This window comes from Christiangramia sp., assembly GCF_029937855.1.
GTDB lineage: Bacteria > Bacteroidota > Bacteroidia > Flavobacteriales > Flavobacteriaceae > Christiangramia.
Map to the genome: position 1 here is coordinate 60,424 of NZ_JAPYPC010000014.1, position 26,479 is coordinate 86,902.

The window sequence follows — 26,479 nt, forward strand, 5'->3', positions numbered from 1 at the left end:
TACGTTTTTATGTTTTAACTTTGCGACTAATTTACAACTTCTATGCCCAATAATTTGTGATGCCAAACCAAAAAATAAACATTCTCGCGATAGAATCATCCTGTGATGATACAGCCGCTGCCGTACTCTGCAACGGAAAAATCCTTTCAAATATTGTTGCCACTCAAAAAGTACATCAACAATATGGCGGAGTGGTTCCCGAACTTGCCTCCAGGGCGCATCAGCAAAATATTGTCCCGGTAATCCACCAGGCACTGGCGGGGGCAAATATCGATAAAAAAGATGTTTCTGCAATTGCCTTTACCAGAGGCCCGGGATTAATGGGTTCTTTATTGGTTGGCACCTCTTTTGCCAAGTCGCTATCCATGGGATTAAATATTCCCCTCATCGAGGTTAATCACATGCAGGCACACATCCTTGCTCATTTTATTGAAGAAGATAATTTTGAAAAACCTGTATTTCCTTTTCTGGCCATGACCATTAGTGGCGGGCATACGCAAATAGTACAAGTTTCTGATTATTTTGAAATGGAAATCATAGGAGAAACTTTGGATGATGCAGTTGGGGAAGCTTTTGATAAGAGTGCTAAAATCCTTGGGCTGCCTTATCCCGGCGGACCTTTAATAGATAAATATGCCCAGGAAGGAGATCCTAAGGCTTTTAAATTTCCCAAACCAAAAGTTGAAGGCTTAAATTTCAGCTTCAGCGGATTTAAAACCGCCGTGCTTTATTTTGTGCAGCGGGAAACTAAAAATGATCCTGAATTTATTGAAAAAAACCTGAAGGATATTTGTTCGTCCATTCAATATAGCATCATTGGTATTTTAATGGACAAGCTAAAGAAAGCGGTAAAAGAAACAGGGATCAATCAGGTTGCCATTGGTGGTGGGGTTTCGGCTAATAGTGGCATAAGACAGGCACTAAAGGATGCTGAAAAGAAATGGGGATGGAAATGTTATATTCCAAAATTTGAATATACTACAGATAATGCGGCAATGATAGGAATTGCAGGATATCACAAATTTTTAAAAGAAGATTTCGCAGATTTTTCCATCACCGCCCAATCCAGATATAAATTTTAATATGCAGCTATTCTATAATCCTGAAATTTCTGAAAAGGATACCCAAATCATTTTTCCCCGAGATGAAAGCAAGCATATAGTGAAAGTGCTTCGTAAACAGGAGGGGGATATTTTAAATATCACCAACGGCAACGGGTTTCTCTTTGAAGCTGAGATCATAAAAGCAGATCTTAGACAATGCCTGGCGAAAGTTATCACAGTAGAAAAACAACCTGCACCACCCTTTTATGTACATATGGTCGTAGCTCCCACCAAAATGAACGATCGCTACGAGTGGTTTTTAGAAAAGGCCATGGAAATTGGGGTGCATGAAATCACCCCAATTATTTGTGAGCATAGTGAGAGAAAAGTGGTGAAAATAAATCGTTTCGAGCGCGTGCTTCAAAGTGCGATGAAGCAATCCCTGCATTATAGAATGCCTAAACTGAATGAACCTATAAATTTTTCAGAGTTTATGACTGAAGAAATATCAGGTGCTAAATTCATTGCGCATTGCGAGGAGGAAACTGAAAAAGCCTATCTTCAGAATAAAATTAAACCTAAGGAAAAAGTAAATATCTTAATAGGCCCCGAAGGCGATTTTAGTATAGGAGAAATTGAAGAAGCTTTGAAGAATGGCTGGGAAGCGGTAAGTTTAGGAGACAGCAGGTTAAGGACTGAGACTGCTGCCATTGTTGCCTGTCATAGTGTAGCTTTGGTAAATCAGTTAACATAAGAATGCAAAATTTAAAATACTTAATATTAATTTTAATTTTCGCGGTATCCAGCGTGGGAAATACCCAGGAAATCGCAGTTTTAAAATATAATGGTGGTGGTGACTGGTATGCGAACCCTACTGCCCTGCCCAATCTTATTAAATTCTGCAATGCCAATATCAATACCCGGATAAAAAACAAACCAGAAACCGTAGAGCCGGGCAGTATTGATATTTTTAGATTTCCTTATGTGCACATGACAGGACATGGGAATGTGATTTTTAGTGATGATGAAATCGAAAATCTAAGAAATTATCTTTTAAGCGGCGGATTACTTCATATTGATGACAATTACGGTATGAATGAATATATAAGAAAAGAGATCAAAAAATTGTTTCCTGAAAAAGACTTAATGGAATTACCCGCGAACCATCCTATTTTTACGACTGCTTTTAATTTCCCAAACGGACTTCCTAAAATTCATGAGCATGATGCATTAAGACCTCAGGCTTTTGGAATTATGGAAGATGATCGATTGGTTTTACTTTTCACATTTGAAAGTGATCTGGGTGACGGTTGGGAAAGCCCTGAAGTTCACAATGATTCGGAAGAAGTACGCCAAAAAGCCTTAAAAATGGGTGCAAATATTCTTAAATATGCTTTTGAAAATTGATGGACCAACTTACTCACAACGAAATTACTTTTCAAAAACAAAAGTTTCCAGTTGTACTTTTGCTGGATAATATTACTGGGGAAGCAAACCTTGGAAGTATGTTCCGGCTTGCTGATGCTTTTGGAATTGAGAAAATTATATTTTGTGGTAGTAAGCCTAACCTTAATAGTAACCGACTTAAACGCACGGCCAGAAACAGCTATAGAACGGTAACTTTCGAGTTCGAAGAAGACCCAATAAGAAGTATTAAATATTTTAAAGACAAAGGTTTTAAATCTTTCGCCATCGAGATCACTTCTTTCAGTAAACCTATGCACAAAATTGACCTAAACACACACGATAAATTACTGCTGGTTGCTGGTAATGAGCGACATGGCATTAGCCAGGAAGTATTAAACCTGTGCGAAAAGCATTTCCATATAGAAATGTTCGGAAAAAATAGCAGTATGAATGTGGCACAGTCTGTTGGCATTGCGTTATACGAAATCACCAATAGATTCAACAAGTTTCATAAGAAATAATATATTTACGCTGTGAAAGCACATGATTTTGCAAACGGAATTCTAAGAGCTACAGGTATCATGATTGGTATCGTTCTGTTGCTCTATTTTTTATGGGAAGTACAATCGGTGATCGTTTATGTTGCAGTAGCGGCAGTTATCGCCCTTATTGGTAGACCTATTGTTATTTTTCTTCGGAATAAATTAAGACTGCCTAATCAATTAGCCGTTATTATTGTCTTAATTTTGGTTCTGGCGATATTTATTGGAATAATATTCGTTTTTGTTCCAATTATTATTGAACAAAGCAAATACCTGGGGCAGATAGATATTGAAGCATTTAAAAGCGACTTAAACGCTTTAAATGACCAGGTTAATAATTATCTGGGTGTTGAAGAAATCAATATTATTGAAGGCCTAAAAAGAAGTGAGTTTATTCGCAATTTCGACGTAAGCTTAATTCCACAATTCTTAAATAATGTATTTGGAATACTTGGTGCCACTTTGGTCGCAGTTTTTTCCATCCTGTTTATTTCCTTTTTCTTTCTAAAAGATAGCAAGCTAATGCTGAATAGCATTTTGGTCTTTGCGAATCGAGGGGATGAACAAAAATTTCAAAGGGTATTTAATAAAATTAAAGTACTTCTATCGAGGTATTTTGTAGGCTTAACCATGCAAATTGCTGTATTATTTATACTTTATACTATTCTGCTTTCGGTTTTTGAAATTAACAATCCTATCGCTATTGCTTTTATCTGTGCTTTTTTAAATCTTGTTCCATATTTAGGCCCTCTATTAGCGGGGATTCTAATGGCATTATTTGTGATTTCAAGTTTCCTGGGAGCAGATTTCAGTAGTATCATCCTCCCAAGGCTTATCTACGTGATGCTGGGTTACGGAATTTGCCAATTGATAGATAATTTTATTTCACAACCCATGATTTTTGGGGCAAGTGTAAAATCACACCCGTTGGAAATCTTTCTTATTATCCTCATTTCAGGACTTATGTTTGGAATTACGGGAATGGTGGTGGCTGTTCCTTTTTATACTGCTTTAAAGGTAATTGCAAAGGAAACACTTAGTGAATATAAGATCGTAAAAAGGTTAACAAGAGATCTCTAAAAGTATGCTGAATAAGGCACTGCTAGATCCTGAAGTTTTAAAGTTCATACAGGAAAATTTTAAAAAAGATCTTCCTTCCCTTATTTTAAAGGGAAGTCCGTTTAAGTATATTACAATTAAGGATCTGGCAATTCAATTAAAAGGATTGAAGATTGCCGAAAAGAAATTTCCGGAGCTATATCAAAATCCCAAAATCCTCTATCCCCCAAAACTCAATCTGGAGCAAACGTCTTCTGAAATTACTGCTAAATATAAAGCTTCGCTTATTTCAGGAAAATATGGGATCGACCTTACCGGAGGTTTAGGGATCGACAGTTATTTTATTTCTCAAAATTTTAAACAATTTCAATATTGTGAACTGAATGGGGAGCTGGCAGAAATAGCCAAACATAATTTTAAAGCCTTAGGTGCTGATAACATTACAGTGAGTATCGGTGACGGACTTTCAATCCTGAACAATTTTAAAACAAATTTTGACTGGATCTATGCAGATCCTGCAAGAAGGAACGACCATGGTGGCAAGGTTTTTAAATTTGAAGACTGTGAGCCTAATATTCCTAAACATCTGGATTTAATTTTTAGTCGGTCGAACAACCTGATGCTGAAAAGCTCACCTCTTGTGGATATTACTGCCGGAATCAACGAATTAAAATTTGTTAAGGAAATTCATATTGTTGCGGTTAAAAATGAGGTAAAAGAATTGCTCTGGATCCTTGAAAAGGATTATAAGGAAAATCCCATAATCAAAACGATCAATTTTGAAAAGGATGAGGTTCAGGAATTTTCAGGTATGTATGCCAGTGAAGTCGATGATACGGAATTCAGCTTACCCAAAAGCTTTTTGTATGAACCAAACGCAGCTATGATGAAAAGTGCTTTGTTTGAACAACTTGCATTAAAAACCAGGACGCAAAAGCTTCATCAGCATTCCCATTTATATACTTCAGAAAAGTTGCTGGAGTTTCCAGGTAGAAAATTTCAAGTATCTGATATTAAAGAATATAAACCATCATACTTAAAAAAATACTTTAAGAATAAAAAAGCTAATATCACAACCCGAAATTTTCCTGATTCCGTAGAAAATATTAGAAAAAAATTCAAAATTAAAGATGGAGGAACTGATTATATTTTCTTCACTACAAATAAGCATGAAGAGAAGATCGTTATTTTTTGTAAAAAAACTAATGATCCCGGGTAAAAATGAGTTGCAAAAATATCTCTATTACTTTTTTCCATTGATGAAAAAAGTAATCAAAAAAATCTAGGCTTACGAAACTTTATCTAAATTTATCTTTCACTGGCTAAATTTTAGGAACTCGCGAAAGTTTATTTTTCAAAGTAAAAATTTTAGATTCGCTCAAACAGCCTAAAATTTTACGCCAGTTTCACTTCAAATTTTACTATAAACTTTCGGTATGCCATTAAAAGATGTACTACTTCAATTCAATAAAATCTCTGCCTGCTATTTAAATGTAGAATTACTCAATAATGAGTTTGTAAATCATTCAATCTTCTAATATCTAAAGTCTCTGAAAACCACAGGTTTTCTACTCCCTTTTGTGAACTTCAGTTGTGTAATTTCTTCTGATTTAATAGTTTTAATTTCCGGAGCAACATTAAGTTGTGATCTAAAATAATCTTTTAACTCATCCGTATCTTTAAAGGAATCAGGAACTATAACCTGAACCTGATCATTACCAACTTCATCTAACCTGGCTTCAATCAAAAATGAATGAATCCTACCATAACTATTCAACACTTCAATAATATGCTGAGGATATAGACTGGTGCCCTTCAGCTTGATCTTTTGTTGCTTTCTGCCAATTACAGGGCTTAATCTTCTCGTATTTCTTCCGCATTTACAGGTGGAATCATGATAGCTAAGTATATCACCGGTTGCGAACCTTAAGAGCGGCATGGTTTGGCTACCTAATGGCGTGACCACTAATTCGCCGGTTTCACCAGGCTGAACATTCTTTCCATTTTCATCAAGAATTTCAGTGTAAATAAGATTTTCCTGAACGTGATTTCCCTTATGTTCAGGACACTCAGTAAAAGCAGTAGCCATTTCGGTGGAAGCATAGGTAGAAAAAAGTTCAATATCCCATAATTCTTTGATCTTACGCCCCAAAGAATTTAGTTGAAAGTCTTGATCCCTCAATGGTTCACCAATGCAAATCGCAGCCTTTATGGAAGAATTTTCATAATCTATATGATGATCTTCAGCATACTGAATCATTTTTAATAAAAAAGACGGCACTGCGACCAGGTAATTTGGCTGAAACCTTTGAATACTTTCCCATTGCAATTGAGGTAAACCACTACCTGTTCTTATAATTCCCGCGCCGAGTTTTCTTAAACCCAGAAAATAAGCCAGGCCGGCCATAAACCTCCTATCCAGCGTGGTAGTGATCTGAACTTTATCTGATTTCTTAACCCCGGCAAGCTTGAAAGATTGATATTCATTTTCTGCCAGCCGATTTAAATCTGCCTCATTCAGTGCAAAATTCACAGGATTTCCAAGCGTTCCGGAAGTAGTTACAAAATCGATAATATCGTCTTCAGGAACGGCGATAAAATCCTTATTGAATTGCTGTAGCTCCTCCTTCGTGGTCACAGGAATTTTATACAGATCATCAGGAGAGTTGATTTCTTCTAGCGAAATAGAATATTGCTTAAAAATTCTTTTATAATAAGGCGAATTTTGAGAAATATATTCCAGTTGCTTTTTAAACAATCTCCATTGTTCCGCTTTTAAGTGTGCAGAATTTTTAAAGGATTCATCTCCCATATTATAATTTTCGATAACTTTTTTCGATCATTTTCTCGATCATTTCTACATCCGAAGCAGTGGTAACTTCTCTTTTCCCGGCTTGCTTAAAATGAATAATGGCATTATTAAAATCGGCATTACTAAAATATACTTTTCCGGCAAGAAACCAGGCTTCCCAAAAATCTGGATTTAGATTCACTAATCTTTCTGCCGATGCTTCTGGAACCGCAATTTTATTTGATAATTGCTCTTTTACCTGTATTTCAAGTTTTCGAAATTCTTCATATTCCTGAAATTTTTTAGTGTGAATAAAATCACTTTCCGCTATATTTTCTTCAGTAACAGCAACAGATTTATCTATGATTCCGTATTGAAACTTAGAGAAAGCATCCTCCAGGTCATAGGCGACAAATTCACCCATTTGATAAGGATTGGAAGAAACCCATACTTTCCTTTCCTTCGGCTTAAAAATAATCCCATGATGAGCCAGAAGCTGGTTGATCGCTTTCTCATTGCCATAGCCAATTTTTTTATCCTCCAGCCCTTTCATATTTCGCAATACGGCCACAGCTTTCTCCGGATTTAGCTTTTCGGCTTTAGAGATCAGCTCCTGCATCCTGTTATAACGATATTTGGAGTGGCTTTCTTTAATAGTTCGTAAGTTCCGCTTATCTCTTTTATAGGCTTCACTTTGAAAGTGATTACTGCAAATTAGCTGGTTAGAATTCTGAACTTCAAATACTCCAAAATTGGTCGGAGAAACTTCAATTAAAATCGTTTTACGTTCATCACCGCTTCCTACCATTATAGATTCTGAAACAAAAACCTCCCTTTTTTTGGCAATTTCAATCGCTTCAGCAGTGCTACCGGCATATTGTAAAATCTCTCTTGCCACCAGACTGATTGGAGTTTTCGCCAGAAGCGGCATTTTAGATTTTCCTGCATTAATGGTAACCGTAATTCCTTTTTCGTTCATGCCGCTAACCGCACCAATGAATCCGCCCCAGGTGTACATCATAAATTTATGTCCCTGATCTGGATTCACAAAAGCAGCAATTTTCTGTTCTCCAAAATCATCTCCTGCATAAAAGTCAAAATTTCTTCCTAGCAGTAACTCCCCATCCTCAGTTTTAGAATCCCAGGCAGCAAAAGAAGTACAACCCACCAGCATAAGATCCTGCAAAGCGTGACCAATATCATGGGCTCCGTGAAAATATAGCATTCTAATATAAGCCGGGGCAAAGTCTTCATAGCGTTTTAACCCATATCGGGAAACGCCATAGATCTCTGTTTTAAATTCTTCTGGGACGTGTAAATACATTTTTCTATTGAACCAGGAAACAACAGATTTTAAAAATCCCCTATAGTTTTCAGAAGGCACCATCTCCTGAAGTTTATCCATAAAAGCAATTTCCTGATGATGAATAAGCTCCCGGGTTAAACTTCCGTTGGCCACACCCCTTTCTAAAGCGTCTCCTTCCAGGTAAAGCTCCCAAATTCCCTGCTCATTTTGATAAAGCTGATTATTTCCCAAACTGTAAAAAGAATCATGATGTTTTATCCTTGTGGTATCAATTTTTTCAATTCCTGAAATATCCGGTCTTTGCTCCATAGATCTCTTTACCCCGCAAGAAGCAAGGCAAAAAAAGATGATTACTAAAAGGAGGCACCTTAATTTCATTTATTCAGCTTTTTTTAGCACCAGAATATTATTTTGCCTGTAAATAATTTCAAAGTTTTGATCCAGCAGCCATCTGTTAGGAAATTCGGAATCTATAAAAATCACCTTTTCTGCGTTTTTACTAATAAGTTGCTTCAATAGTTTTTCCTCCTGAAAATTCCCGTAGATCACATAAACCTTCGTTCCGGGCAATTCTTCAGGAAGATCATAAAAAGAAATATCTGCGGAATTAGTGCGTGCTGTATTTCTGGCAATATGGAGCGCTTCGGTATCGGCCTCGAAAGCCTGGATTTTGGAAGATCCAAATTTATAGGATAAAAATAGGGGAATGATGCCGTAACCCGAATTGATTACGCTGATAGTTTCACCATTTTCAATATATCTGCTTATACGTAAATTCTTTTCTTTTATAATTCTGAATCTGCTCTTTATGTGCGGATAGATTTTTTTATAGCGGTAATTATCCAGCACTGCACGTTTCCTATATAATCTTTCACTTTGAGTAATCCTTCCTTTGAAATCACCAAGCTTCCGAAGGTACAAAGGCGATTTTCCTGCCTGTACCCTATTTAAAACGAACTTTCTGAAGATTGCCCGTTGCAATACAAAACTTACAAAAACTGCCGTAATTACCCCGATTATAGAAACAATGGAAACAGATCTTAAAGCGGGATGTTGGGCGAATATCAAAGCTCCCATTCCAAGTAAAGTGGTAATAACTGAAATTAAAATAGAGGTTTGATAGGTTTTTAAATCATACTTTCCGGTTTCATATTCGTTCAAACAGGCATTGGTAATAAAAATACTGTAATCCAGACCCAAACCAAAAATAAAAGTAGATATGATGATATTCAAAATATTGAAATCAATATTAAAAACAGCCATTATTCCTAAAGCACAAATCCAGGTAACCGCGATAGGCAATAATGTAAAAAGGCTAATTTCCAGATTTCGATAAGAGATAAATAAGATTATAAATACGGCCAGAACAGAGATGAGGATCAATTTATTAAAATCGGCTTTTAAATTCCCCAGGAAATTCTGATTCATCGCTTTACGGTCTAAAGTAAAGACTCCTGGTTCATCCTTAAAATAAGAAACAAATTCATCGGCTTTGTCTTCACCTAAATTTACCGTGCTGGTCACAGTAGCAAGGTCTTCTCCTTCCGAAATAAAATCATCTAAATAAATAGAACCAGCATTCTTATAATCATTAAGGCCAATGGTTCCAAAATTGCTTCCAAGCTGATTATAAAATCTACTGAAGGTTTCTTCCCTAAATCCATATTCCTGTGAAATATTAATAAGATTGGTTTCCAGACTATCAATTTTTGGAGGGGTCCAGAAAGAATTCCAGTTTTCAATCTTTTCATTTTGGGTGTTGGTAGAATGAATCACTCCGCCTATACTGCTGAAATTTTGTATGAGACCCTTATCCTCAAATTCCCTAAGTTGATTATATAACCTGCTGTTTTGCTGTAGTGCTTCGTCTACCGTGTTCCCAAATGCGACCATATAAACCCTCTTTCCCGACCTGCCGGCAAGATCTTCTACCCTTTCTTCTACTTTTTTAATTTCAGAAGGTTGATAATTTAAAGTGGAGAGATCATTATTAAATTCAACTTTATTAAAAAAGAATACAGAAATTACTAATACCAACACCACTCCAATCAGCAAAGGCTTTAAGCGGGAATAGTCTATCGCCGCCAGTTTATCAAGAAAAGTGGTTTTATTAGCTTTTTCAGTACCGGGTTTGTAGAATAACGGAATCGTGACTAATGCAAAGACTGAAGAAAGCAGCACACTTATTGCCGCAAAAATACCCAAATCATTCAGCGCTTCACTTTTAACGAAGATGAGGCACAAAAAAGCGACAGCAGTAGTGACACTGCTCATTAAAATGGGCTTCGTAATATCTTTATATAACTGATTTACTTCCCGGTTATTTCTGAAGTGAGTTAAGATATGCAGCGAATAATCCAGGGTGACACCCAGTAAAATTGCCCCAATTCCCAGCGAAATCGCTGAAATAGAACCTTTAAAAATGCTCAATATAGCGATTGCGGAAATTCCCGCCAGAAGACTGGGTAGAAACAATAAAACGGGAACATAGATTTTTCGATAAAAAAAGATAAGCAAAAGTAAAAGAAGGCTTATTGCTATTCCCATAGTAAGCTGAATATCCTTTTTTATTCGGTTGGCATTTGCCAGGGAATAGAGCACACCACCGAAAAAGCTTGCACCTACAGATGTATATTTAGCATTTAAATTCTGGACTGTTTCCTGAAGGGAATTGATAAATTTTTCATTGTTATTGGTTTCGGAAGCAGGATAGACCGGCTCTAAAAAAAGAATAATATGCTGCCTGTCTTTGGTAGCCAGGTAATTATTGTAAATACTAAAATTATCGCCAATCTGTAATTCCCTAAGTTTTTCCAGTCCGAGATTTGTAAAATTTAAAGGATCACTTAAAAAATAATCTTTAGTAACAAAACCAGTAGGCGACATTAATTGCCTGTAACCAGATTTAATACTTCTCTCAATACTATCGGTAGCCAGGCGATCCTGAATTTTAAGATAATCGTCTTCATGTAAGAAAATCGGTAAATTCTCATACACAAAATTGTAGACCTGTTTAATATCTTTTTCAGGAACTTTCCCTTTTATCTCAACTATATAATCTGAGTAATCTTCTGTGAGGATTTGGGTTAATTCGTTGGCATATTGGACCAGCGAATCTGGATCTACTTCCTCAGACTCTGCAGAAATACTTAGAATTATTTTATCTGAAAAATCTGCTTCCTTTATGATCTGTTTCAGTAATTCCTGCTTTTCTCCGGCAGGAATTAAACTGGTAATATCTTCTTCTAAATCAATATTCCAGGCAAAAAAAGAAATAAGAATCGTATATAGAAATAGAATAGAAAAACCAATTGCTTTGTGGTTTTTCAGGTAATGATGAATATTAAAAAAGGTTTTATGCATTAAGGTTTTATCACCTGCTTTTGGTTAGATACCGAAAATAAAAAATAAAAGACAATCCAGAGACTAACAGCAAGAACAATTGCAAGGGCAAAACTACCCATAATATATTGCCAAAGGCCTAAAAAAATATCGGCTCCATTATCGAATTTCTGAAGTTTAAGACCCCAATCAAAACCATTTCCGGTAATCAATGAACCTGCCTGATAGCTTGCGTAGATGATAAATGGAATAAAAGGCGGTATGCTTATATTGGAGAATAAAAAGGCTATAACCTTATTTAACTTGAAAACTGCAGCGAGAGTAAATACCAGAAGTGTATGAATTCCCCAAAATGGTGAAATTCCTACAAATATTCCCAGGGCTATGGCAGCTGCTTTTTTATGTGGAGGTTCCTGGCTTTTAATAATATCTTCTTTCCAGAATTTTTTAAAACCTTTATTTTTAAAATCCTGGTATTTATTTCTTGGATGTATATAGAAAAAACTAACCAGTACAAACCACATATAAAGCAGGACGATCCTTACAATGTCCCAAAAAGGCCTGAAATGGGTTACTCTCTTCCCTTCCTGGTATAAAACTTTAATTGGTATATTCTTTACTTCTGCCTTTTTCCACGCAGCTTTTACCAGTACTTCAATTTCCAACTCAAACTTCCAGGTAATAAGCCTCAGCGAATTAGTAAGTTTTACAGGATATAACCTATAACCACTTTGTGTATCATTCAATTCAATACCCGTAACCACTAAAAACCAAAAGTTCGAAAACCGGTTGCCTTTGCTACTTTTTCCAGGGATCCCATCGCGTCCCATATTTCTGTCTCCAACCAGCAAAATTTCAGGATCAGATTCTTTTCTGCCTTCTAATTCAGTTAAAAAAACATCGAGATCATCAGGGTAATGCTGACCGTCAGAATCTATGGTTATGGCGTAATCATACCCTAAATTTTCAGCCAGCCGGAAACCGGTTTTTAATGCCATTCCCTTTCCTTTATTCTCCGGATGGGTTTTTATATAAAAATCTTGATGCTGAGCAAGAATTTCAGGGGTAGCATCTGTAGAACCATCATTTATGATGATGAGGTTATTCGTGTAGAGTTTAAGATCGGTTAGAAAATGATCAAGGGAATGTGCATTGTTATACGTAGGTACAATCACGCAACAATTAAGATCCTCAAATCTTTTTTGAAAAACCGGCTCTTTTTTCACAAGGAAATCGTTTCCTGCAAAAGTATTATTTATTCAGGAAGCACAATAACGGTTTTGAAGAATTAGGAAGCTTTATAAAGGGAATTGATCTTTAGAACTATACCCTTTTTATTCTTCGCAATACCTTTAAGCTTTATGAATTCACCAGTCTCATTTAATTGAGAGTCCAGGATTAATTCATTATCTTCTGTAGGATCAAAAACAGCAGTGAATTTCACATTATCTGCCCTTACTAATTGAAGTTTTTTATCAAAGATTCTCTCTGCCTCCTCTTTAAACAATTGCATTAGAACAACCCCTGGAGTTACCGGTCTTCCAGGAAAATGGCCTTTATAGATCTCATGATCTTTATTAACTTTAAGTGTAGTCACTGCGTGGTCACCCGCAAGGGCAGTATTGGAAACCTGGTACAAACTGTCTAAAATCATAAATTATATTTGGCAGGTCAAGATAGCTTAGTTTTGAAAAACGGAAGAAGGAATTGGTTGATTAATTTTGATATTCTTCATGCTAATTTCAGTATAATCACCGGAAGGATCAATTAATTTAACCGAATTTATAAGATGCTTCCTATTAAAGTATATCCAAATTTCTTTAAACATGCCTTTAAGGTTTTCATCTTTTGGAATAATTAGAGCTTTTACATTCTCCCCTGCATGATGATAGGAAATATCAAAATCTTTATCGGCCATTAAAATTTTTCCATTCACGCTTCCAGCAACCAACTCGCCCATTTTATCGAAAAGCTTATTTGAAGAAAGATCTACTTCAGATAATTGTCCATCTTCGACAATAAACAATTTTGAATTTTTAAACAATAGCTGATAATCATAAGGCCGGGTATATTCCCATTTAAGGGTGTTTGGCGATCTATAGTAAACTTTTCCGTGGCTTTCTGGAGTACCAGCCATCATCTTCATATGTTTCACCTGTAAAAAATCTGCGGAAAAGCTGTTTATATCATTCGATTTTTCAATGACATTGGCTTTGAAAGTTTTAGTTTCAGAATTATTTAAAGCAGCATTTTGCGACAGAAGATTAAGACTGAAGAGAAATATAAAAAGTTTAATTATACGCATGAATATCAAATAATTTATCTGGCCTTACGGTGCCGAAATTACGTTGTTCTAGAATTACCAATAATTGTTCCAATATAGCCGTGGTCTTAGGCTTATTATCGTGGAGTAAAATAAGATCTCCTTTTTTCAGGTTTTTAGTTATGCGCAGGATAATCTTATCAGGAGATTTAGTTACTGCGTCATAGGGACGAATATTCCATCCTATTACCCGGTGGCCGGTCTTTTGAAGCGCTCTTTTAGTTTTGGGGTTTATTATTCCGAAGGGTGGCCTGAAAAGTTTCATTTTTACACCCCCCATATTTTCAGCTATTTTATTGCATTGCTCAATTTCTTTCTGAATTATTTTAGTCCTTAAAAACCCCATTTTCCTGGTATGGGAATAGGTATGATTTCCTACAATATGACCTCGTTTAATGATTTCCCTGAAAATTTCAGGATGTTTCTCTATATTCCTCCCAATACAGAAAAAAGCTGCTTTTGTTTGATACTTATCCAAAACTTCTAAAATCTCCAGCGTGTTTTCGGTTGGGCCATCGTCAAAACTAAAGGCTACGGAATTATCAGGATAAGCCGGGTTATTATTATAGGCTTTAACGAAAAAATTAAACTGAACATTTGTGGAAAGAATTAATACCACCAATATATAGCTTATACAAATTAACAGTACAGGCCAGAATGGCCAGATTTCTCTATAGAATTGGAAAATTGCAGCAATTGCTGCAACTCCAAAAAGAATTTTAATAAGTTTAAAAGTCAAAGGTCCTGTAAAAGAATTAATCCATGATTTCGACCCAGATATTGATTATAGATCAAAATATTCCTGGGCCTGGCGCAATTTAAAGCATTCAGCTTAAAAATTCGGGGAATCTTTTTTTCTTTTAAAATTTTTGAAGCCAGCCAGAAAGCATAGGACGAGATCGCGTTATTATCTCCCACTAAATGTTTATACCCCAGCTGACAGGTAGCCGAAAACATTCCATTTTGAAGCTGATCATAATATTGATCAAAGCGAATATCTCCATTTTTTCCCAGGATTACGGCATCTATTTGAGAAACCAAGAGATCATTCCGTTTTAGAAAATTTTCAATTCTAGACTCGAGAATTTTTTCATCTAATGAATTAATTATTTCAACATCCTTAAATTCAGCGTAAGAATGCTTTAATTTTTCTGATCCAAGAGCAAAGAATGCAGCAGCTTCTGAAATAATAGTGCCTGATGTTTGTGAACTGTAAAGTTCCAGGTTTCTATGCCCCTCCTTTTTTATTTGTCCGTCTAATCGTTGAAATCCAGTAAGCTCGTTAGAAGTTTCGTCTACACCTCCAACCAGGATATTTTTTATATTTTGATCATTTTGTTGAAGCAGGGCATCGATAAGTGCACTTTCAAAAGAAACCGAATTTTGAGTGAAAGTCATATTATGCCCATTACAGTTCAAATCTAAAGCGATTTGCCCGGCTACTGTGTTATGAGTAGACTGTATAAACGAAGTTGGGCTAAGTAAACCTTCTTCAGATTCAAGCATATTTGACAGGAATTTTTCAGTATCCTCCATGCAACCCTGGCCGGTGCCTACCAGTATTACGTCTGGGATTTTCACTTCTGCTTCATCCAAAGCTTTTTTAGCGCAAAAAAGCCCCATTTTTACCCCCTTCGACATTCTTCTAAGCATCATTGGCTGGAGTAAGGACTTATAATCCTGAGCCTGGGCAGGAAGAATATTATTTTCGTATTGCTGTGGAGTGCTGCCTTTGAAAATAGCTTCATTTTGAGGAGAAATAGACGATATACCATTGATGTAAAGCTTACGCATCTTTCTGAAATATTAAAGAGGTACAATTTCCACCGAAGCCGAATGAATTTGAAAGCACTGTTCTTATTTTTTTCTTCTGAAAGTTTGTGACAGGAGTTAAACCTGTTTCGCTCATTTCAGTATCAAAATTTAGGTTAGGGAATATCTCGTTATTCTGAATGGAGAGCAAACTAAAAACAGCTTCTACCGCACCGGCAGCACCAAGGCTATGTCCCGTAAATGATTTCGTGGAACTAAAATCTGGAACATTCCTGCCAAATATCCTTTTTAACGCCACACTTTCAGAAAGATCATTATTCCTGGTAGCTGTTCCGTGAACATTGATATAATCGATTTCAGAGCTTAAAATACCAGCTTTTTTAATTGCTTTTGATATCGCCTGGAACGCACCTTCTCCATTTTCAGAAGAGGCGGTTTGATGGAATGCATCATTTGAATTTCCATATCCCTTTACTCTACCCAACACAGGCTTACCTTTTATACAATCTTCCGCTTCTAATAGGAGATACGCCGCAGCTTCCCCTAAATTAAGTCCTTCCCGATCGTTATCGAAAGGACGGTTTTTATTTTCTGATAGTATCTTTAATGAACTAAATCCATTTAAGGTGAATTTTGTTAAGCAGTCGCTTCCACCAACGATAACGCGTTTCAATCTCCCGGATTCAATCAATTGAGCCCCCATCATAATGGCATTTGCTGATGAAGAACAGGCTGTGCTAATAGTAGTAACTGTTTGTGTAAGACCAAAATATTCCGCAATTTTTTCCGTAGTAAAACCAGGATGTTGCGCCTGAATATATTTTCTATATTCTACAATATCCTGAAAGTCATAAAAATGTGCTTCTATTTTATCAATTCCACCCACACTGGTTCCCGAAATAAAACCCGTGTCTTCAGGAAATTGTGCTAATTCACTCTTTTTCAACAACTCCTTTATCGCGTGCATAGCCAATAAGGCAGTTCGGGTATAAAAATGAGCTTTAGGCAAATTTAGAATTTCACTTAATTCTAAATCACTCAGTTTAATCTCTCCAACCGGTAAATTGGTGTGATTTGTAGCAAGTATTTCTGGATAACTAATTCCGTCTTTTCCGGATATAAGAGAAGAGTAAATTTCTTCTAAATTGCTGCCAATGGCAGAAATTATTCCCATTCCGGTAACGGCGATGCCTTTCATATATTAACGTGTCCTGTTTTTCTCAATAAAGTCGGCCATGGTATTAATAGAATTAAAGATCTCCTTTCCCTGGTTTGGGTCAGTTAGTTTTATCCCGTAATCTTTTTCCAGAAGAACGATAAGTTCCAGGGCGTCGATACTATCTAGCCCCAGCCCATCTCCAAAAAGATGCTCATCATTTTCAATTTCGCTCACCTCCATATCTTCGAGGTTAAGTTGTTCAATAATACTTTTTTTTAATTCGGTATGCAGGTCACTCATGTGTAGGCAAGTATAATTTCTTTAGCTCCTCTTCGTTAAAATCGGTTCCGCCGCTAAGGGCAATCTGGCACAAAAATACATCATAATCGTTATTGTGCAAGTCAACCCAACCACAAAGCACATTTTCTATTTTTTCCTGCTGAAATAATATCTTCGTGTACCCTATAAACAGTTCCGGATCAAAGCTTTCAGAAATGAAAAATGAATTTTCAGACCTTAACTCGTGTCTTATACTTAGCTCCCCCAACATGATATTTGGCAGCGTATACACAAAAAGTGAAGGTGAGGGAAATTTCTTCATAGAGGCTGCATAAGCCTCATCTGTTTCAAGGCTGGAAGTGGAATTGGCGAAAACCAATGCAGTTTGCTTATCTGCAATATTTCCTTTAGATAAGATTTCCACACCTAAATATCCTAGTTTAGAAAGGCTGTCCATTTTAAAGAATTTCGGATATTTTAGATTTTGCTCCTTATAAATAGCTTTCAAGAAGCTGGAAAGACTTAAACCTTCATTGGTTTTAAGCAAGAGCTCTTCGTTTCTAAAAATTTTAGAATCACGAATTACCACAGAATTCTTTATATAAAGTTTCCTGCTCATTATCCTTCTTTTTTTAAGAGCATAGCCAGGTTACAACCTCCAAACCCTGAAGCTGTTTTAAGAGCAACATTCAATTCTTTTTTTTCAGTATGTTGAATAATATTCAATTCCTCTGAAACTCCTAATTCAGTAAAATTCATTGACTCATATAATTCATTATTCAGCAAAGAATGTTTGGTCAAAATACTTTCGATCAGGGCTGAAGCGCCAAGTGTATGTCCGTAATAACTTTTAAAACTATTTACGGGGGTCATAGATAAACCAGCTCTATTAAATGCTATCGCTTCCATCTCATCATTATAAATCGTGGCGGTTCCATGAGCTGATAAGAAATCTATTTCACCGGGATTCATCTTATTTCGTTCCAATAAGCTGGAAATACTTTTGTAAAGACCTTCTCCGGTCCTGCTTGGCCCTGAAATATGATTCGCATCATTCGCCGTGACCGCATCGATATATTGAATTTGTTCCTCGTCTTTCGATTTACCTGTACCTATGAGAACGGCTGCGGCAGCTTCTCCCAAACTTATTCCTTTTCTGTCTCTTGAAAATGGCCTACATGGCTGCGGACTTATTGCCTGAAAGGATTGAAATCCTGATAGCACAAAATCTGAAACCAGGTCTCCCCCGGCTACAATGGCATTTTCAAATTTATTGATATTGATAAAATCATTCGCGACCTTAATAGCCAGCGCCCCGGAAACACAAGCATTAGAAACAATAATTGATTTACTTTTAAAGCCAAAAAAATCAGAAATCATATTTCCCATTTTCCATAGATAAAGTCTATCAGCTGAAAAATTATTTTTCCCAAGCTCAGCAATATTTCCTTTGGTGGTAGAAATAATAAGACCGGTTTTAATCAAATCCAGATCGGGTTGCTGATCCAAAACCTTTTGAATCGCCAGAATAATAAGTTTTTCAAGTTTAGTATATAAATAGACATCGCCTATTTTTACAAATTTTTCATCTAAAAGCTCATCACCTATCAAACCGGCATAGTAACCTTCTTCAAAAAACCGGGGATGCTTGTGTAATTTTAGAGCTGATTCAGAATTTCTAATGGCTGCCAGGTTTTCTGTAGTGCCAAATCCTAAAGGAGAAATTATTGAATCGCTTAGAAGATAGTTCCTGCTCATTTAACCAATCCCATTTTCTTTTTCCAATCTAAGAAAAATGGTGGATTGGTAAGCACCAATTCAGAATTTTTATCGGTAAAAACCTGAGTTGTGCTGCCGGTACAGATTAGTTTTTTTGAAGAAAATATTTTATAGTGAAAGATCATTTTAGCAGCTTCTGAATTGATAAAAGTGGTTTCCACTTCAAATTCATCTCCATATTGCAAAGGAAGTTTATGCTCACATTCTGTCTTTACAATAGGCGTTGCGAAACCGTGCTGCTGAGCATGCAGATAGGAGATACTATTATTTTTACAAAAATCTTCTCGACCTTCCTCAAAATATTTAAAATAGTTACCGTGCCATACAATTTGCATAGGATCACATTCCTGAAAGCGAACTTTTAGATTGGTAATGCTTGATAAACCCATATTACTCATTCTACCGTAACAGTTTTCATTTCTGAAATTGCAATTATTTCACCTTTTTCATTTTCAGTCCTTGCGGAAACCGATGTTACATTCATGATCTCATGAAGAATCTCTACGTAGGTTTTTAGTTTTTCTCCAACTTCAGGCAAACCAAGAATTTCCACAGTTTTAATTACTCCAATAAATCCGGTTTTTGGTTTGGTTTGCCCACTCAACGAGCCCTGATACCCGCGATGCAGGGACATACTCTGCGCCATGTGCTCGATCAAGCCACTTTCCGAAAGTTTATTACCGTCTAATAAAATGCAATTTTCAGGAACCTTAAAACCAGTTATGCCGGTAAGAGCAGTATATTCAAAAAGTGTATCCACAAATACAAAAGGTTCTTTCTGCGGAATCAAATTAATAATCTGTTCGTGTTCGGTTATAGGATGATGTAAGAGATTTTCTGCCATTTTTAACTAAAATCGTTCCAGTAATCGTAATAATTGTACCACTGATGAGGATATTTTTTTACCATCTTTTCAAGATCGTCAAGATATGATTTTAAAATTTCCCGTGAAGTATACTCTTCAGATTTATACGGTCTGGCATAGAAATGATAATGAAAATTCTTTTCACGCATAAGGTGTACGAACAACACCGGAATTTTATTTCTGGCCGCAAGTTTAAAAGGACCCTGCGGAAATTTCACCTGTTCCCCCAGAAATTCTGCTTTAAATGTTTTAGAATGTTTTAAAAACCTGTCGGCAGCAAAAACCAAAAGTTCATTCTTTGCCAGCGCTTCTTTCATTTTAAAAACGTGGCTTAGATCATCATTTAAAACGATGATCTTTACTTCTGAAGATCCGGTAATAGATTGCATATAGTCTTTGATCTGTCTATGTTCAAAGTCGGTTACTACCAGATTTACTACCGCTTCAGAATGTTTTTCTTCAAAAAAATGTTTAGCCAGATTAAAATTACCAATATGTGCGGTGAGTAAAATTCCACCTCTTCTTTGTTTTAAGAGGTTGTCTATATGTTCTATTCCGTCAAATTCAAAAGTGAACTTATGTTTCAAACCAGTGGTAATCGCGATCCTGTCCAGCTGAATCCTTCCAAAGGTGAAATAACTATGATACACATTTAAGGCAGATCTAATTGGGGAATATCCTAATCTTTTCCTGAAAAGATAGTAGGTACTTTTAGTAGAATTGAAAGAGAAAAAAATAAAATAGAGAGCAACAAAAAGGAGTACGAAATATGCAGAATAGAGTCCGGTTTTTTTTATTATTTGAACGTAAATCCTAAATCCTAAAAGTGTACCTCGGGATTTTCCTTTCCAGGTAGCCATATATCTAAGAGTATAATCCGCCGTTAATATTAATCACCTCTCCCGTTATATAAGAGGACTTTTTGGAAGCAAGAAAACTTACCAGATTAGCCACTTCTTCAGCTTCCCCGAAGCGATTCAGCGGAATATGTTTTTTTAAGTCATCTTCGTCAAAATCCTTCGTCATGTCAGACTGAATAAATCCTGGAGCCACTGCATTTACGGTTACCTTTCTTTTTCCTATTTCCTGAGCAAGTGCTTTGGTAGCAGCTATAACAGCGCCCTTTGCTGCGGAATAATTTACCTGTCCGGGATTTCCTTTTAATCCTGAAAGGGAAACAATATTAATCACCCTACCAAACCTGCTACGAAGCATATCTTTTAATATTGCCTGAGTAACATTATAGAATCCCTTCAAACTGGTATCTACCACCGAATTCCATGATTCATTATTTGTAAAAATAAATAAGCCGTCTTTTGTTATTCCCGCATTGTTTACCAGGATTTCAATTTTGCTATCTGAATTTTCAAATTTCCAGGTATCAATAGAGGTTTTTGTTTCTTCATTATTGGAAACATCGAATTTTAAAATTTCACATGTTACTCCCAAAGCTTCGATTTCAGATTTGGTTGATTCTGCAGCTTTTGAGTTTGAATGATAATTAAGAAGAATATTATAGCCAAGATCTTCTGCCAGTTTTAAACAGATAGCTTTTCCAATTCCCCTGGATCCCCCTGTAACCAATGCGTATTTCATACTTTGTAATTAATAAGCTTCGTTATTTCTAAGAAAATCCTTCAATTTACCTATTTCATTATATAATGGCCTGTCTTCTTTAACCGGCGGAATAATACTTCTTAATTTCCCTAATTTCTTTTTGGTAGCAAGAGATAAACGATTATCAAAATCCAGATAATAAAGCGCCTGTACGATAGTGGCAAGTTCCGTAGAAATTACCTCAAAACAATTATCGATCACCTTTTTGGTCATATTGGCCGAATTTGCCCCCATACTTACAATATCCTGGTTATCATTATTATTAGGAATGCTATGCACGTACATGGAATTTGATAACATCTGGTTTTCGGCCGTAGTAGAAACCGCGGTGAACTGAGCGCCCTGCATTCCAAAATTCAATCCCAATTTCCCTAAATTCACAAATGGAGGAAGAATATCATTTAGTTTAGAATTCAGAAGATAGTTAAGTTGCCTTTCTGCCAGCATGGAAGTTTTGGTCATCACCAGCCTTAGTTTGTCCATCTCAAGAGATATATAATCCCCATGAAAATTTCCCCCATGATAAACATGCTTCGTTTCTACGTCTATAATTGGATTATCGTTGGCAGAATTTACTTCTTCCATTAAAATCTTTAGCGAGTTCTCAATAGTATCTGAAACAGGTCCCAGAATTTGTGGTACACATCTCAAACTATAATATTCCTGTACTTTTTCCTGAAAAAAGCTGTTCTTATCAGCCCCATTAGCATACAAATGATCATTACGATCCCGAGTAAGCCGGGAATCCGCTAAATGCTTTCGCATTCTTTTAGCGATCTTCTGCTGCCCGGGGTGAAGCTTCGAAGAGTTTAATTCTTCGGAAAGGTGATCATCATATGCCTCTACAATTTCATTGATCACCGCGCTGCAAAATACAGCCCAGCCAAGAAGTCTTTTTGCATAAATAAGATTTACAATCCCAATTCCTGTCATTGCTGAAGTGCCATTCATCACAGCAAGACCTTCCCTTATTTTTATTTCTGCAGGCTTAATATCCAGTTCTTCAAAAACAGTTTTTGTAAGCCTGCGTTCACCTTTATAGATCACTTCTCCTTCTCCAATCAAGACCAAAGCTAAATGGGCCAGCTGTACCAGGTCTCCTGAAGCCCCTACTCCACCATGCTCAAATATCACTGGTGTTACCTCATGATTAATCAAATTAATCAGGCAATCTACCACCGAGGTATGAATGCCAGATTTGCCGAGACAAAGGGTATTTAAACGAGCAAGCATTAAGGCCTTTACATATATAGGTTCCATTAAAGCACCGGCACCAGTGGAATGGCTTCGAATAAGGTTTAATTGTAATTTTATTTTGTCCTGCTCATCAATTTTATATTGAGCCATGGGGCCAAATCCTGTATTTACACCATAAATGATTTTATTATTCGCAAATTCTTGTAGAAAATCAAAACTTTCCTGTAGTTTTTTTTGACTAAAACTCCCTAACTCAAGCTTTTCATTTTTGAAAATAACCTGGTGAAAATCAGTAAATTTTAGTGCAGTATCTAGATTCAGCATATACCGTTTCTGCTAGTATTTATAGGTTTGGGATCGCTGTTAAAGCTTTTAACAAATGTAATATAATTAATAGAAAACCATAGGATAGTATTTCCCTGAAATTTAAAAAATCAGATCCTGACTGAATCATATGTTAGCGCTAATCTTATTAAAAGATAAATTTAATCTTATCGAATTATGCTCGTTTTAAAAAATGGTTAGGTATTTACTTCACCTTCTTTAATTTAAAGCTCATCTAATATATTTGTGACAAGATTGTTTGTATTTACGTAACTACATCAATCTTTTGCTTATATCTCAAGAAAGTCCTGACAATCATGTTAGGGCTTTTTTTGATTAAGTTCATTACTTCCTTTCACACTTTCTGATTAAGTTTGCCTGAAGCCTAGACAACTTTTATGCAAAATGAATTCAGGGATATCGTAATTATCGGTGCAGGACCGTCGGGAAGTGTAGCTGCAGGATATTTACAAAAACAGAATGCTTCTATAATAGTGCTTGAAAAGCAGAAATTTCCAAGATTTGCTATCGGGGAAAGTCTGCTGCCACGATGCATGGATAATTTTGAAGAAGCTGGCTTCATTAATATATTAAGAGACCAGGGATTTCAGAAAAAAACGGGTGCCCGCTTTATTAGGAACAATGAAATTGCTGAATTTGATTTCAGTAAAAAATTTGGTAAAGGCTGGGACTGGACCTGGCAGGTACCCCGAGCCGACTTTGACAAGGTGCTTACCGATAATCTCATCTCCAGGGGCGTTGATATTAAATTTGAAACTGAAGTTATTTCTGTAGTTTATATTGGGAATCTCTGGCATATAAAAACTATATCTGCAACCGGAGAAAAAACTGAAATGACCTGTAAGTTTATAATCGATTCCAGCGGAAACGGTCGTGTTCTTGCCAAACAATTAGCTTTAGAAGCTCCGCCGAAGATCTACCAGCATTCTTCGATTTTTACTCACATTAATGAAACAAGTCGCCCAAAAGGTATAGAAGGCAGTTTAATTACCTTTGAGATCATCAATACTGAAACCTGGTTCTGGTACATTCCTTTTTCTAATGGTGACTCCAGTCTTGGTTTTGTAGGCCCAAATTCCTGGTTACAGCAATTTATAGGAAATTCAGAGGAAATCTTCAAAAAAATGCTTCAGAAGACTAATTATTACAAAAGCAGGTTTGACAATTATCCATTGATATTTCAGCCAGTTAAACTTAGGAATATTTCAAAGAATGTAAAATACACCTATGGTAATGGCTTTGTATTAACGGGGAATTCAGCAGAGTTTTTAGATCCCGTTTTTTCATCTGGTGTCGCATTTGCTACAGAATCCGGATTATTAGCCGCAAAGCTTGCGTTAAGAGAAGTAACGGGAGAAAAAGTAGATTGGGCAAACGAATATGAGAAGTATATTAAAAAAGGAATTGATGTTTTTTCTACGTATGTAAAAGAATGGTATTCTGGAAAGTTACAGGAAATTTTTTTTCACCCGAAGCCTAGTCCTCAAATTAAGGAACAAATATGTGCTGTTCTCGCGGGATATGTTTGGAATAATCATAATCCATTTGTGAGGAACCACGAAAGAATACTTGGTCATGTTTACAAAATAGTAGAGAATGAAAAAATTCTCTAAAATTGCTTAAAGTCTTATAATACTGATGTCAAGACTTTTAAAAATTTCAGCTCTGGTTTTTCCTTTTTTATAACGAAAAAAGGAATAAAAGGTTTGGATGGTTTATAAGTAAAAGTTACATTTGCAACCGCAAAAATACTTGCGAAGTTCTTAAATAACGGAGAGGTGGCAGAGTGGTAATGCAGCAGCCTGCTAAGCTGTCATCCTTCTTGGATGCCCGGGTTCGAATCCCGGTCTCTCCGCTGAGATTTTTTAGTCTGGGGTTTTTTAATCTCTTTTCCTGCGGGAAAAATCGGGTTAACTTCCCTCCGCTTCCCGGCTGTCTTTTGATGATTTGGAACGGAAAAGGCTAAAAAATGAATATGTTTCGGGGTGTAGCGTAGCCCGGTTATCGCGCCTGCTTTGGGAGCAGGAGGCCGCAGGTTCGAATCCTGCCACCCCGACGAACCACCTGATAAGTGGATATAAAACACTGTTAATCTATTGATTTTCAGTGTTTTTTGTTTTTAGGGATATCAAAGAATATCATTTAATAGCAAAAGTTTGGTGAATCATTCGGTGAATCATTCATTGCAGATAATTCCGTAACTTCATAAGGCATTTTAGTTGATTTGACTTTCGTCTTTGCAAACTGATTGTTTCATTAAAGACGCTTGAGATGCCTAATTACACTACCTTTTCCGTATTATTCTTTGTCCGTAAACATCACGATGAGACGAAGAAATTATTTATTTACGCCCGAATTACTGTCAATGGAAGACGCTCCGAAATCAGTCTAAAAAGATCAATTTCGGTGAATCAATGGGACGCCTCAAAAGGACGCGCCAGGGGAACCGCTCCAAAATCACGAATTCTGAACCAGTATTTAGACCAGGTTTACAATAAGTTGCTTGACTGCCACAAACAACTATCCGCAGAGAATAAAGTAATCTCCTCCCATAGTATCAAAGCTCGTTTCTATGGGAATGATGATCACCAGAAAACCTTGTTGGAACTGATGGATTATCATAATTCTCATATGAAAAATGTGTTGAAGCCCGGAACGCTCAAAAATTATTATACGACTGAAACTTACTTAAAAGAGTTTTTAAAGAAGAAAGTGAGCTGCAATGATATTTGCCTTAAACAGATCAATTACCGCTTTGTAACCGACTTTGAACAGTTCCTACGCAAGTATTCCGCAAAGATTTCCAGGAAGACTTGTGGGAATAACGGCACTATGAAACACTTGGAACGTTTTAAAAAGATGCTCAACCTGGCAATTAAACTAGAGTGGTTAGTTAGAAATCCTTTTGACAACTTTAAATTCCGGTTTGAAAAGAATGAACGGCAGTATTTAAGCAAGCGGGAGCTTCAAATAGTAGAGGCTACCGAATTTACCAGAAGTAGCTTGCAGAGAGTAAAAGATATTTTTATTTTTTCTTGCTATACTGGGCTTTCTTATGTTGATATTAAAGAATTAACCATTCACCAAATTGTTAAAGGAATTGATGGGAGCAACTGGATCTATACTAAACGGGAAAAAACAGATGAAACCGTAAAAGTGCCATTACTTCCCCAGGCGCAAATCCTATTAGATAAATACAAAAACCGAATTGCTTCAGATGATTATTTGTTTCCTGTTTGTTCCAATCAAAAGGTCAATAAATATTTAAAGGAGATTATGCTGCAATTGAAAATAAAAAAGACTATTACTTTCCATTCTGCCAGGCATACTTTTGCTACCACTGTAACCTTATCCAACGGAGTACCTATTGAAACAGTTTCCAAGCTATTAGGCCATACGAAATTATCGACTACACAAATTTATGCACGGGTTTTAGAAAATAAATTAAGTGAAGATATGCTGGCATTGAAAGATAAACTTAGTTCATGATTTCAGTAATTCAAAATGTGTGCCTGTGGGCACAATCTTGATTGCTCCCGATGGTCGCAATGAAAAAAGAGATGTTTAAGGGCAACATCTACTATAAAAATCTTCCTATTTCAGGAAGATAATTGTATTTTAAAATCGAAACTTGAGTTTCTTAATATAATCC

At 36.2% G+C, this 26,479-nt stretch carries 25 protein-coding genes and 2 tRNA genes; 10 read left to right on the forward strand and 17 right to left on the reverse strand.

The features are described 5' to 3' along the window. The first annotated feature begins 59 nt into the window (after positions 1-59). From tsaD to Q1K34_RS09295, 6 genes are read left to right on the forward strand one after another with little or no spacing between them, the layout of a single operon-like run. Positions 60-1,082 carry a tRNA (adenosine(37)-N6)-threonylcarbamoyltransferase complex transferase subunit TsaD gene (gene tsaD / locus Q1K34_RS09270; RefSeq protein ID WP_300437613.1) on the forward strand — a complete coding sequence of 341 codons (1,023 nt, stop codon included), beginning with the start codon at positions 60-62 and terminating at the stop codon, positions 1,080-1,082. A gap of 1 nt (position 1,083) precedes the next feature. Then, positions 1,084-1,797, forward strand: a complete 714-nt coding sequence (locus Q1K34_RS09275; protein WP_300437616.1) for a 16S rRNA (uracil(1498)-N(3))-methyltransferase — start codon at positions 1,084-1,086, stop codon at positions 1,795-1,797. 2 nt (positions 1,798-1,799) lie between these two features. Further along, entirely contained in the window at positions 1,800-2,450 is a 651-nt protein-coding gene (locus Q1K34_RS09280; RefSeq protein WP_300437619.1) for a DUF4159 domain-containing protein, read from the forward strand. Further along, a complete protein-coding gene (locus Q1K34_RS09285; RefSeq protein ID WP_300437622.1) occupies positions 2,450-2,971 on the forward strand; it encodes a TrmH family RNA methyltransferase in 522 nt (173 codons plus the stop codon). Before Q1K34_RS09280 ends, Q1K34_RS09285 begins: the two co-directional genes overlap by 1 nt. A 12-nt stretch (positions 2,972-2,983) precedes the next feature. After that, entirely contained in the window at positions 2,984-4,072 is a 1,089-nt protein-coding gene (locus Q1K34_RS09290) for an AI-2E family transporter (protein ID WP_300437624.1), read from the forward strand. A 4-nt stretch (positions 4,073-4,076) separates the two neighbouring features. Further along, positions 4,077-5,270 (forward strand): class I SAM-dependent methyltransferase, encoded by a 1,194-nt coding sequence (locus Q1K34_RS09295; RefSeq protein WP_300437626.1) that lies wholly within the window; start codon positions 4,077-4,079, stop codon positions 5,268-5,270. A gap of 315 nt (positions 5,271-5,585) precedes the next feature. On the opposite strand, the gene Q1K34_RS09300 is transcribed toward Q1K34_RS09295, so the two are convergent. From Q1K34_RS09300 to Q1K34_RS09380, 17 genes are all read right to left on the reverse strand, one after another. Beyond that, positions 5,586-6,863, reverse strand: coding sequence for a phenylacetate--CoA ligase family protein (locus tag Q1K34_RS09300; protein WP_300437628.1), 1,278 nt, complete (start codon positions 6,861-6,863; stop codon positions 5,586-5,588). Between the two features lies 1 nt (position 6,864). Beyond that, positions 6,865-8,526: a C45 family peptidase gene (locus Q1K34_RS09305; protein ID WP_300437631.1), complete on the reverse strand. Its 1,662-nt coding sequence runs from the start codon at positions 8,524-8,526 to the stop codon at positions 6,865-6,867. Continuing rightward, on the reverse strand, positions 8,527-11,511 hold the full coding sequence (locus tag Q1K34_RS09310; RefSeq protein WP_300437634.1) for an MMPL family transporter: 2,985 nt from the start codon (positions 11,509-11,511) through the stop codon (positions 8,527-8,529). After that, the gene (locus tag Q1K34_RS09315) at positions 11,511-12,716 is read right to left on the reverse strand and encodes a DUF2062 domain-containing protein (RefSeq protein WP_300437637.1); all 1,206 of its coding nucleotides are present in this window, start codon (positions 12,714-12,716) and stop codon (positions 11,511-11,513) included. Before Q1K34_RS09315 ends, Q1K34_RS09310 begins: the two co-directional genes overlap by 1 nt. A 62-nt stretch (positions 12,717-12,778) precedes the next feature. Further along, the gene (locus Q1K34_RS09320) at positions 12,779-13,144 is read right to left on the reverse strand and encodes a hydroxymyristoyl-ACP dehydratase (protein WP_300437640.1); all 366 of its coding nucleotides are present in this window, start codon (positions 13,142-13,144) and stop codon (positions 12,779-12,781) included. Positions 13,145-13,171: 27 nt separating this feature from the next. After that, entirely contained in the window at positions 13,172-13,795 is a 624-nt protein-coding gene (locus Q1K34_RS09325) for an outer membrane lipoprotein carrier protein LolA (protein WP_300437643.1), read from the reverse strand. Continuing rightward, complete coding sequence (locus Q1K34_RS09330; RefSeq protein WP_300437646.1) at positions 13,782-14,552, reverse strand: polysaccharide deacetylase family protein; 771 nt, start codon at positions 14,550-14,552, stop codon at positions 13,782-13,784. Before Q1K34_RS09330 ends, Q1K34_RS09325 begins: the two co-directional genes overlap by 14 nt. Beyond that, on the reverse strand, positions 14,549-15,607 hold the full coding sequence (locus Q1K34_RS09335; protein WP_300437649.1) for a beta-ketoacyl synthase chain length factor: 1,059 nt from the start codon (positions 15,605-15,607) through the stop codon (positions 14,549-14,551). Before Q1K34_RS09335 ends, Q1K34_RS09330 begins: the two co-directional genes overlap by 4 nt. Further along, positions 15,600-16,784, reverse strand: coding sequence for a beta-ketoacyl-[acyl-carrier-protein] synthase family protein (locus tag Q1K34_RS09340; RefSeq protein ID WP_300437652.1), 1,185 nt, complete (start codon positions 16,782-16,784; stop codon positions 15,600-15,602). The genes Q1K34_RS09335 and Q1K34_RS09340 overlap by 8 nt, the downstream gene beginning before the upstream one ends. 3 nt (positions 16,785-16,787) lie before the next feature. Next, on the reverse strand, positions 16,788-17,045 hold the full coding sequence (locus tag Q1K34_RS09345; RefSeq protein ID WP_108171490.1) for a phosphopantetheine-binding protein: 258 nt from the start codon (positions 17,043-17,045) through the stop codon (positions 16,788-16,790). Further along, complete coding sequence (locus Q1K34_RS09350; RefSeq protein ID WP_300437658.1) at positions 17,038-17,643, reverse strand: hypothetical protein; 606 nt, start codon at positions 17,641-17,643, stop codon at positions 17,038-17,040. The genes Q1K34_RS09345 and Q1K34_RS09350 overlap by 8 nt, the downstream gene beginning before the upstream one ends. Next, on the reverse strand, positions 17,643-18,782 hold the full coding sequence (locus Q1K34_RS09355; protein WP_300437661.1) for a beta-ketoacyl synthase N-terminal-like domain-containing protein: 1,140 nt from the start codon (positions 18,780-18,782) through the stop codon (positions 17,643-17,645). Before Q1K34_RS09355 ends, Q1K34_RS09350 begins: the two co-directional genes overlap by 1 nt. Then, positions 18,779-19,201: a thioesterase family protein gene (locus Q1K34_RS09360; protein ID WP_300437664.1), complete on the reverse strand. Its 423-nt coding sequence runs from the start codon at positions 19,199-19,201 to the stop codon at positions 18,779-18,781. The genes Q1K34_RS09355 and Q1K34_RS09360 overlap by 4 nt, the downstream gene beginning before the upstream one ends. Next, positions 19,198-19,647 (reverse strand): hypothetical protein, encoded by a 450-nt coding sequence (locus Q1K34_RS09365; protein WP_300437666.1) that lies wholly within the window; start codon positions 19,645-19,647, stop codon positions 19,198-19,200. The genes Q1K34_RS09360 and Q1K34_RS09365 overlap by 4 nt, the downstream gene beginning before the upstream one ends. Before the next feature lie 2 nt (positions 19,648-19,649). Next, positions 19,650-20,528 carry a lipid A biosynthesis acyltransferase gene (locus Q1K34_RS09370; RefSeq protein ID WP_300437669.1) on the reverse strand — a complete coding sequence of 293 codons (879 nt, stop codon included), beginning with the start codon at positions 20,526-20,528 and terminating at the stop codon, positions 19,650-19,652. 4 nt (positions 20,529-20,532) lie between these two features. After that, the gene (gene fabG, locus Q1K34_RS09375; RefSeq protein ID WP_300437672.1) at positions 20,533-21,264 is read right to left on the reverse strand and encodes a 3-oxoacyl-ACP reductase FabG; all 732 of its coding nucleotides are present in this window, start codon (positions 21,262-21,264) and stop codon (positions 20,533-20,535) included. A 9-nt stretch (positions 21,265-21,273) separates the two neighbouring features. Continuing rightward, complete coding sequence (locus tag Q1K34_RS09380) at positions 21,274-22,806, reverse strand: aromatic amino acid ammonia-lyase (RefSeq protein ID WP_300437673.1); 1,533 nt, start codon at positions 22,804-22,806, stop codon at positions 21,274-21,276. A 398-nt stretch (positions 22,807-23,204) separates the two neighbouring features. Between Q1K34_RS09380 and Q1K34_RS09385 the strand changes: the two genes are divergently transcribed. From Q1K34_RS09385 to Q1K34_RS09400, 4 genes are all read left to right on the forward strand, one after another. After that, positions 23,205-24,440, forward strand: coding sequence for an NAD(P)/FAD-dependent oxidoreductase (locus Q1K34_RS09385; protein WP_300437676.1), 1,236 nt, complete (start codon positions 23,205-23,207; stop codon positions 24,438-24,440). 159 nt (positions 24,441-24,599) lie between these two features. Then, positions 24,600-24,682: transfer RNA gene (locus Q1K34_RS09390), tRNA-Ser, on the forward strand. A gap of 126 nt (positions 24,683-24,808) precedes the next feature. Then, positions 24,809-24,883 (forward strand) — tRNA-Pro (locus Q1K34_RS09395). Between the two features lie 215 nt (positions 24,884-25,098). After that, complete coding sequence (locus Q1K34_RS09400; RefSeq protein WP_300437679.1) at positions 25,099-26,316, forward strand: site-specific integrase; 1,218 nt, start codon at positions 25,099-25,101, stop codon at positions 26,314-26,316. Positions 26,317-26,479: the final 163 nt, after the last annotated feature.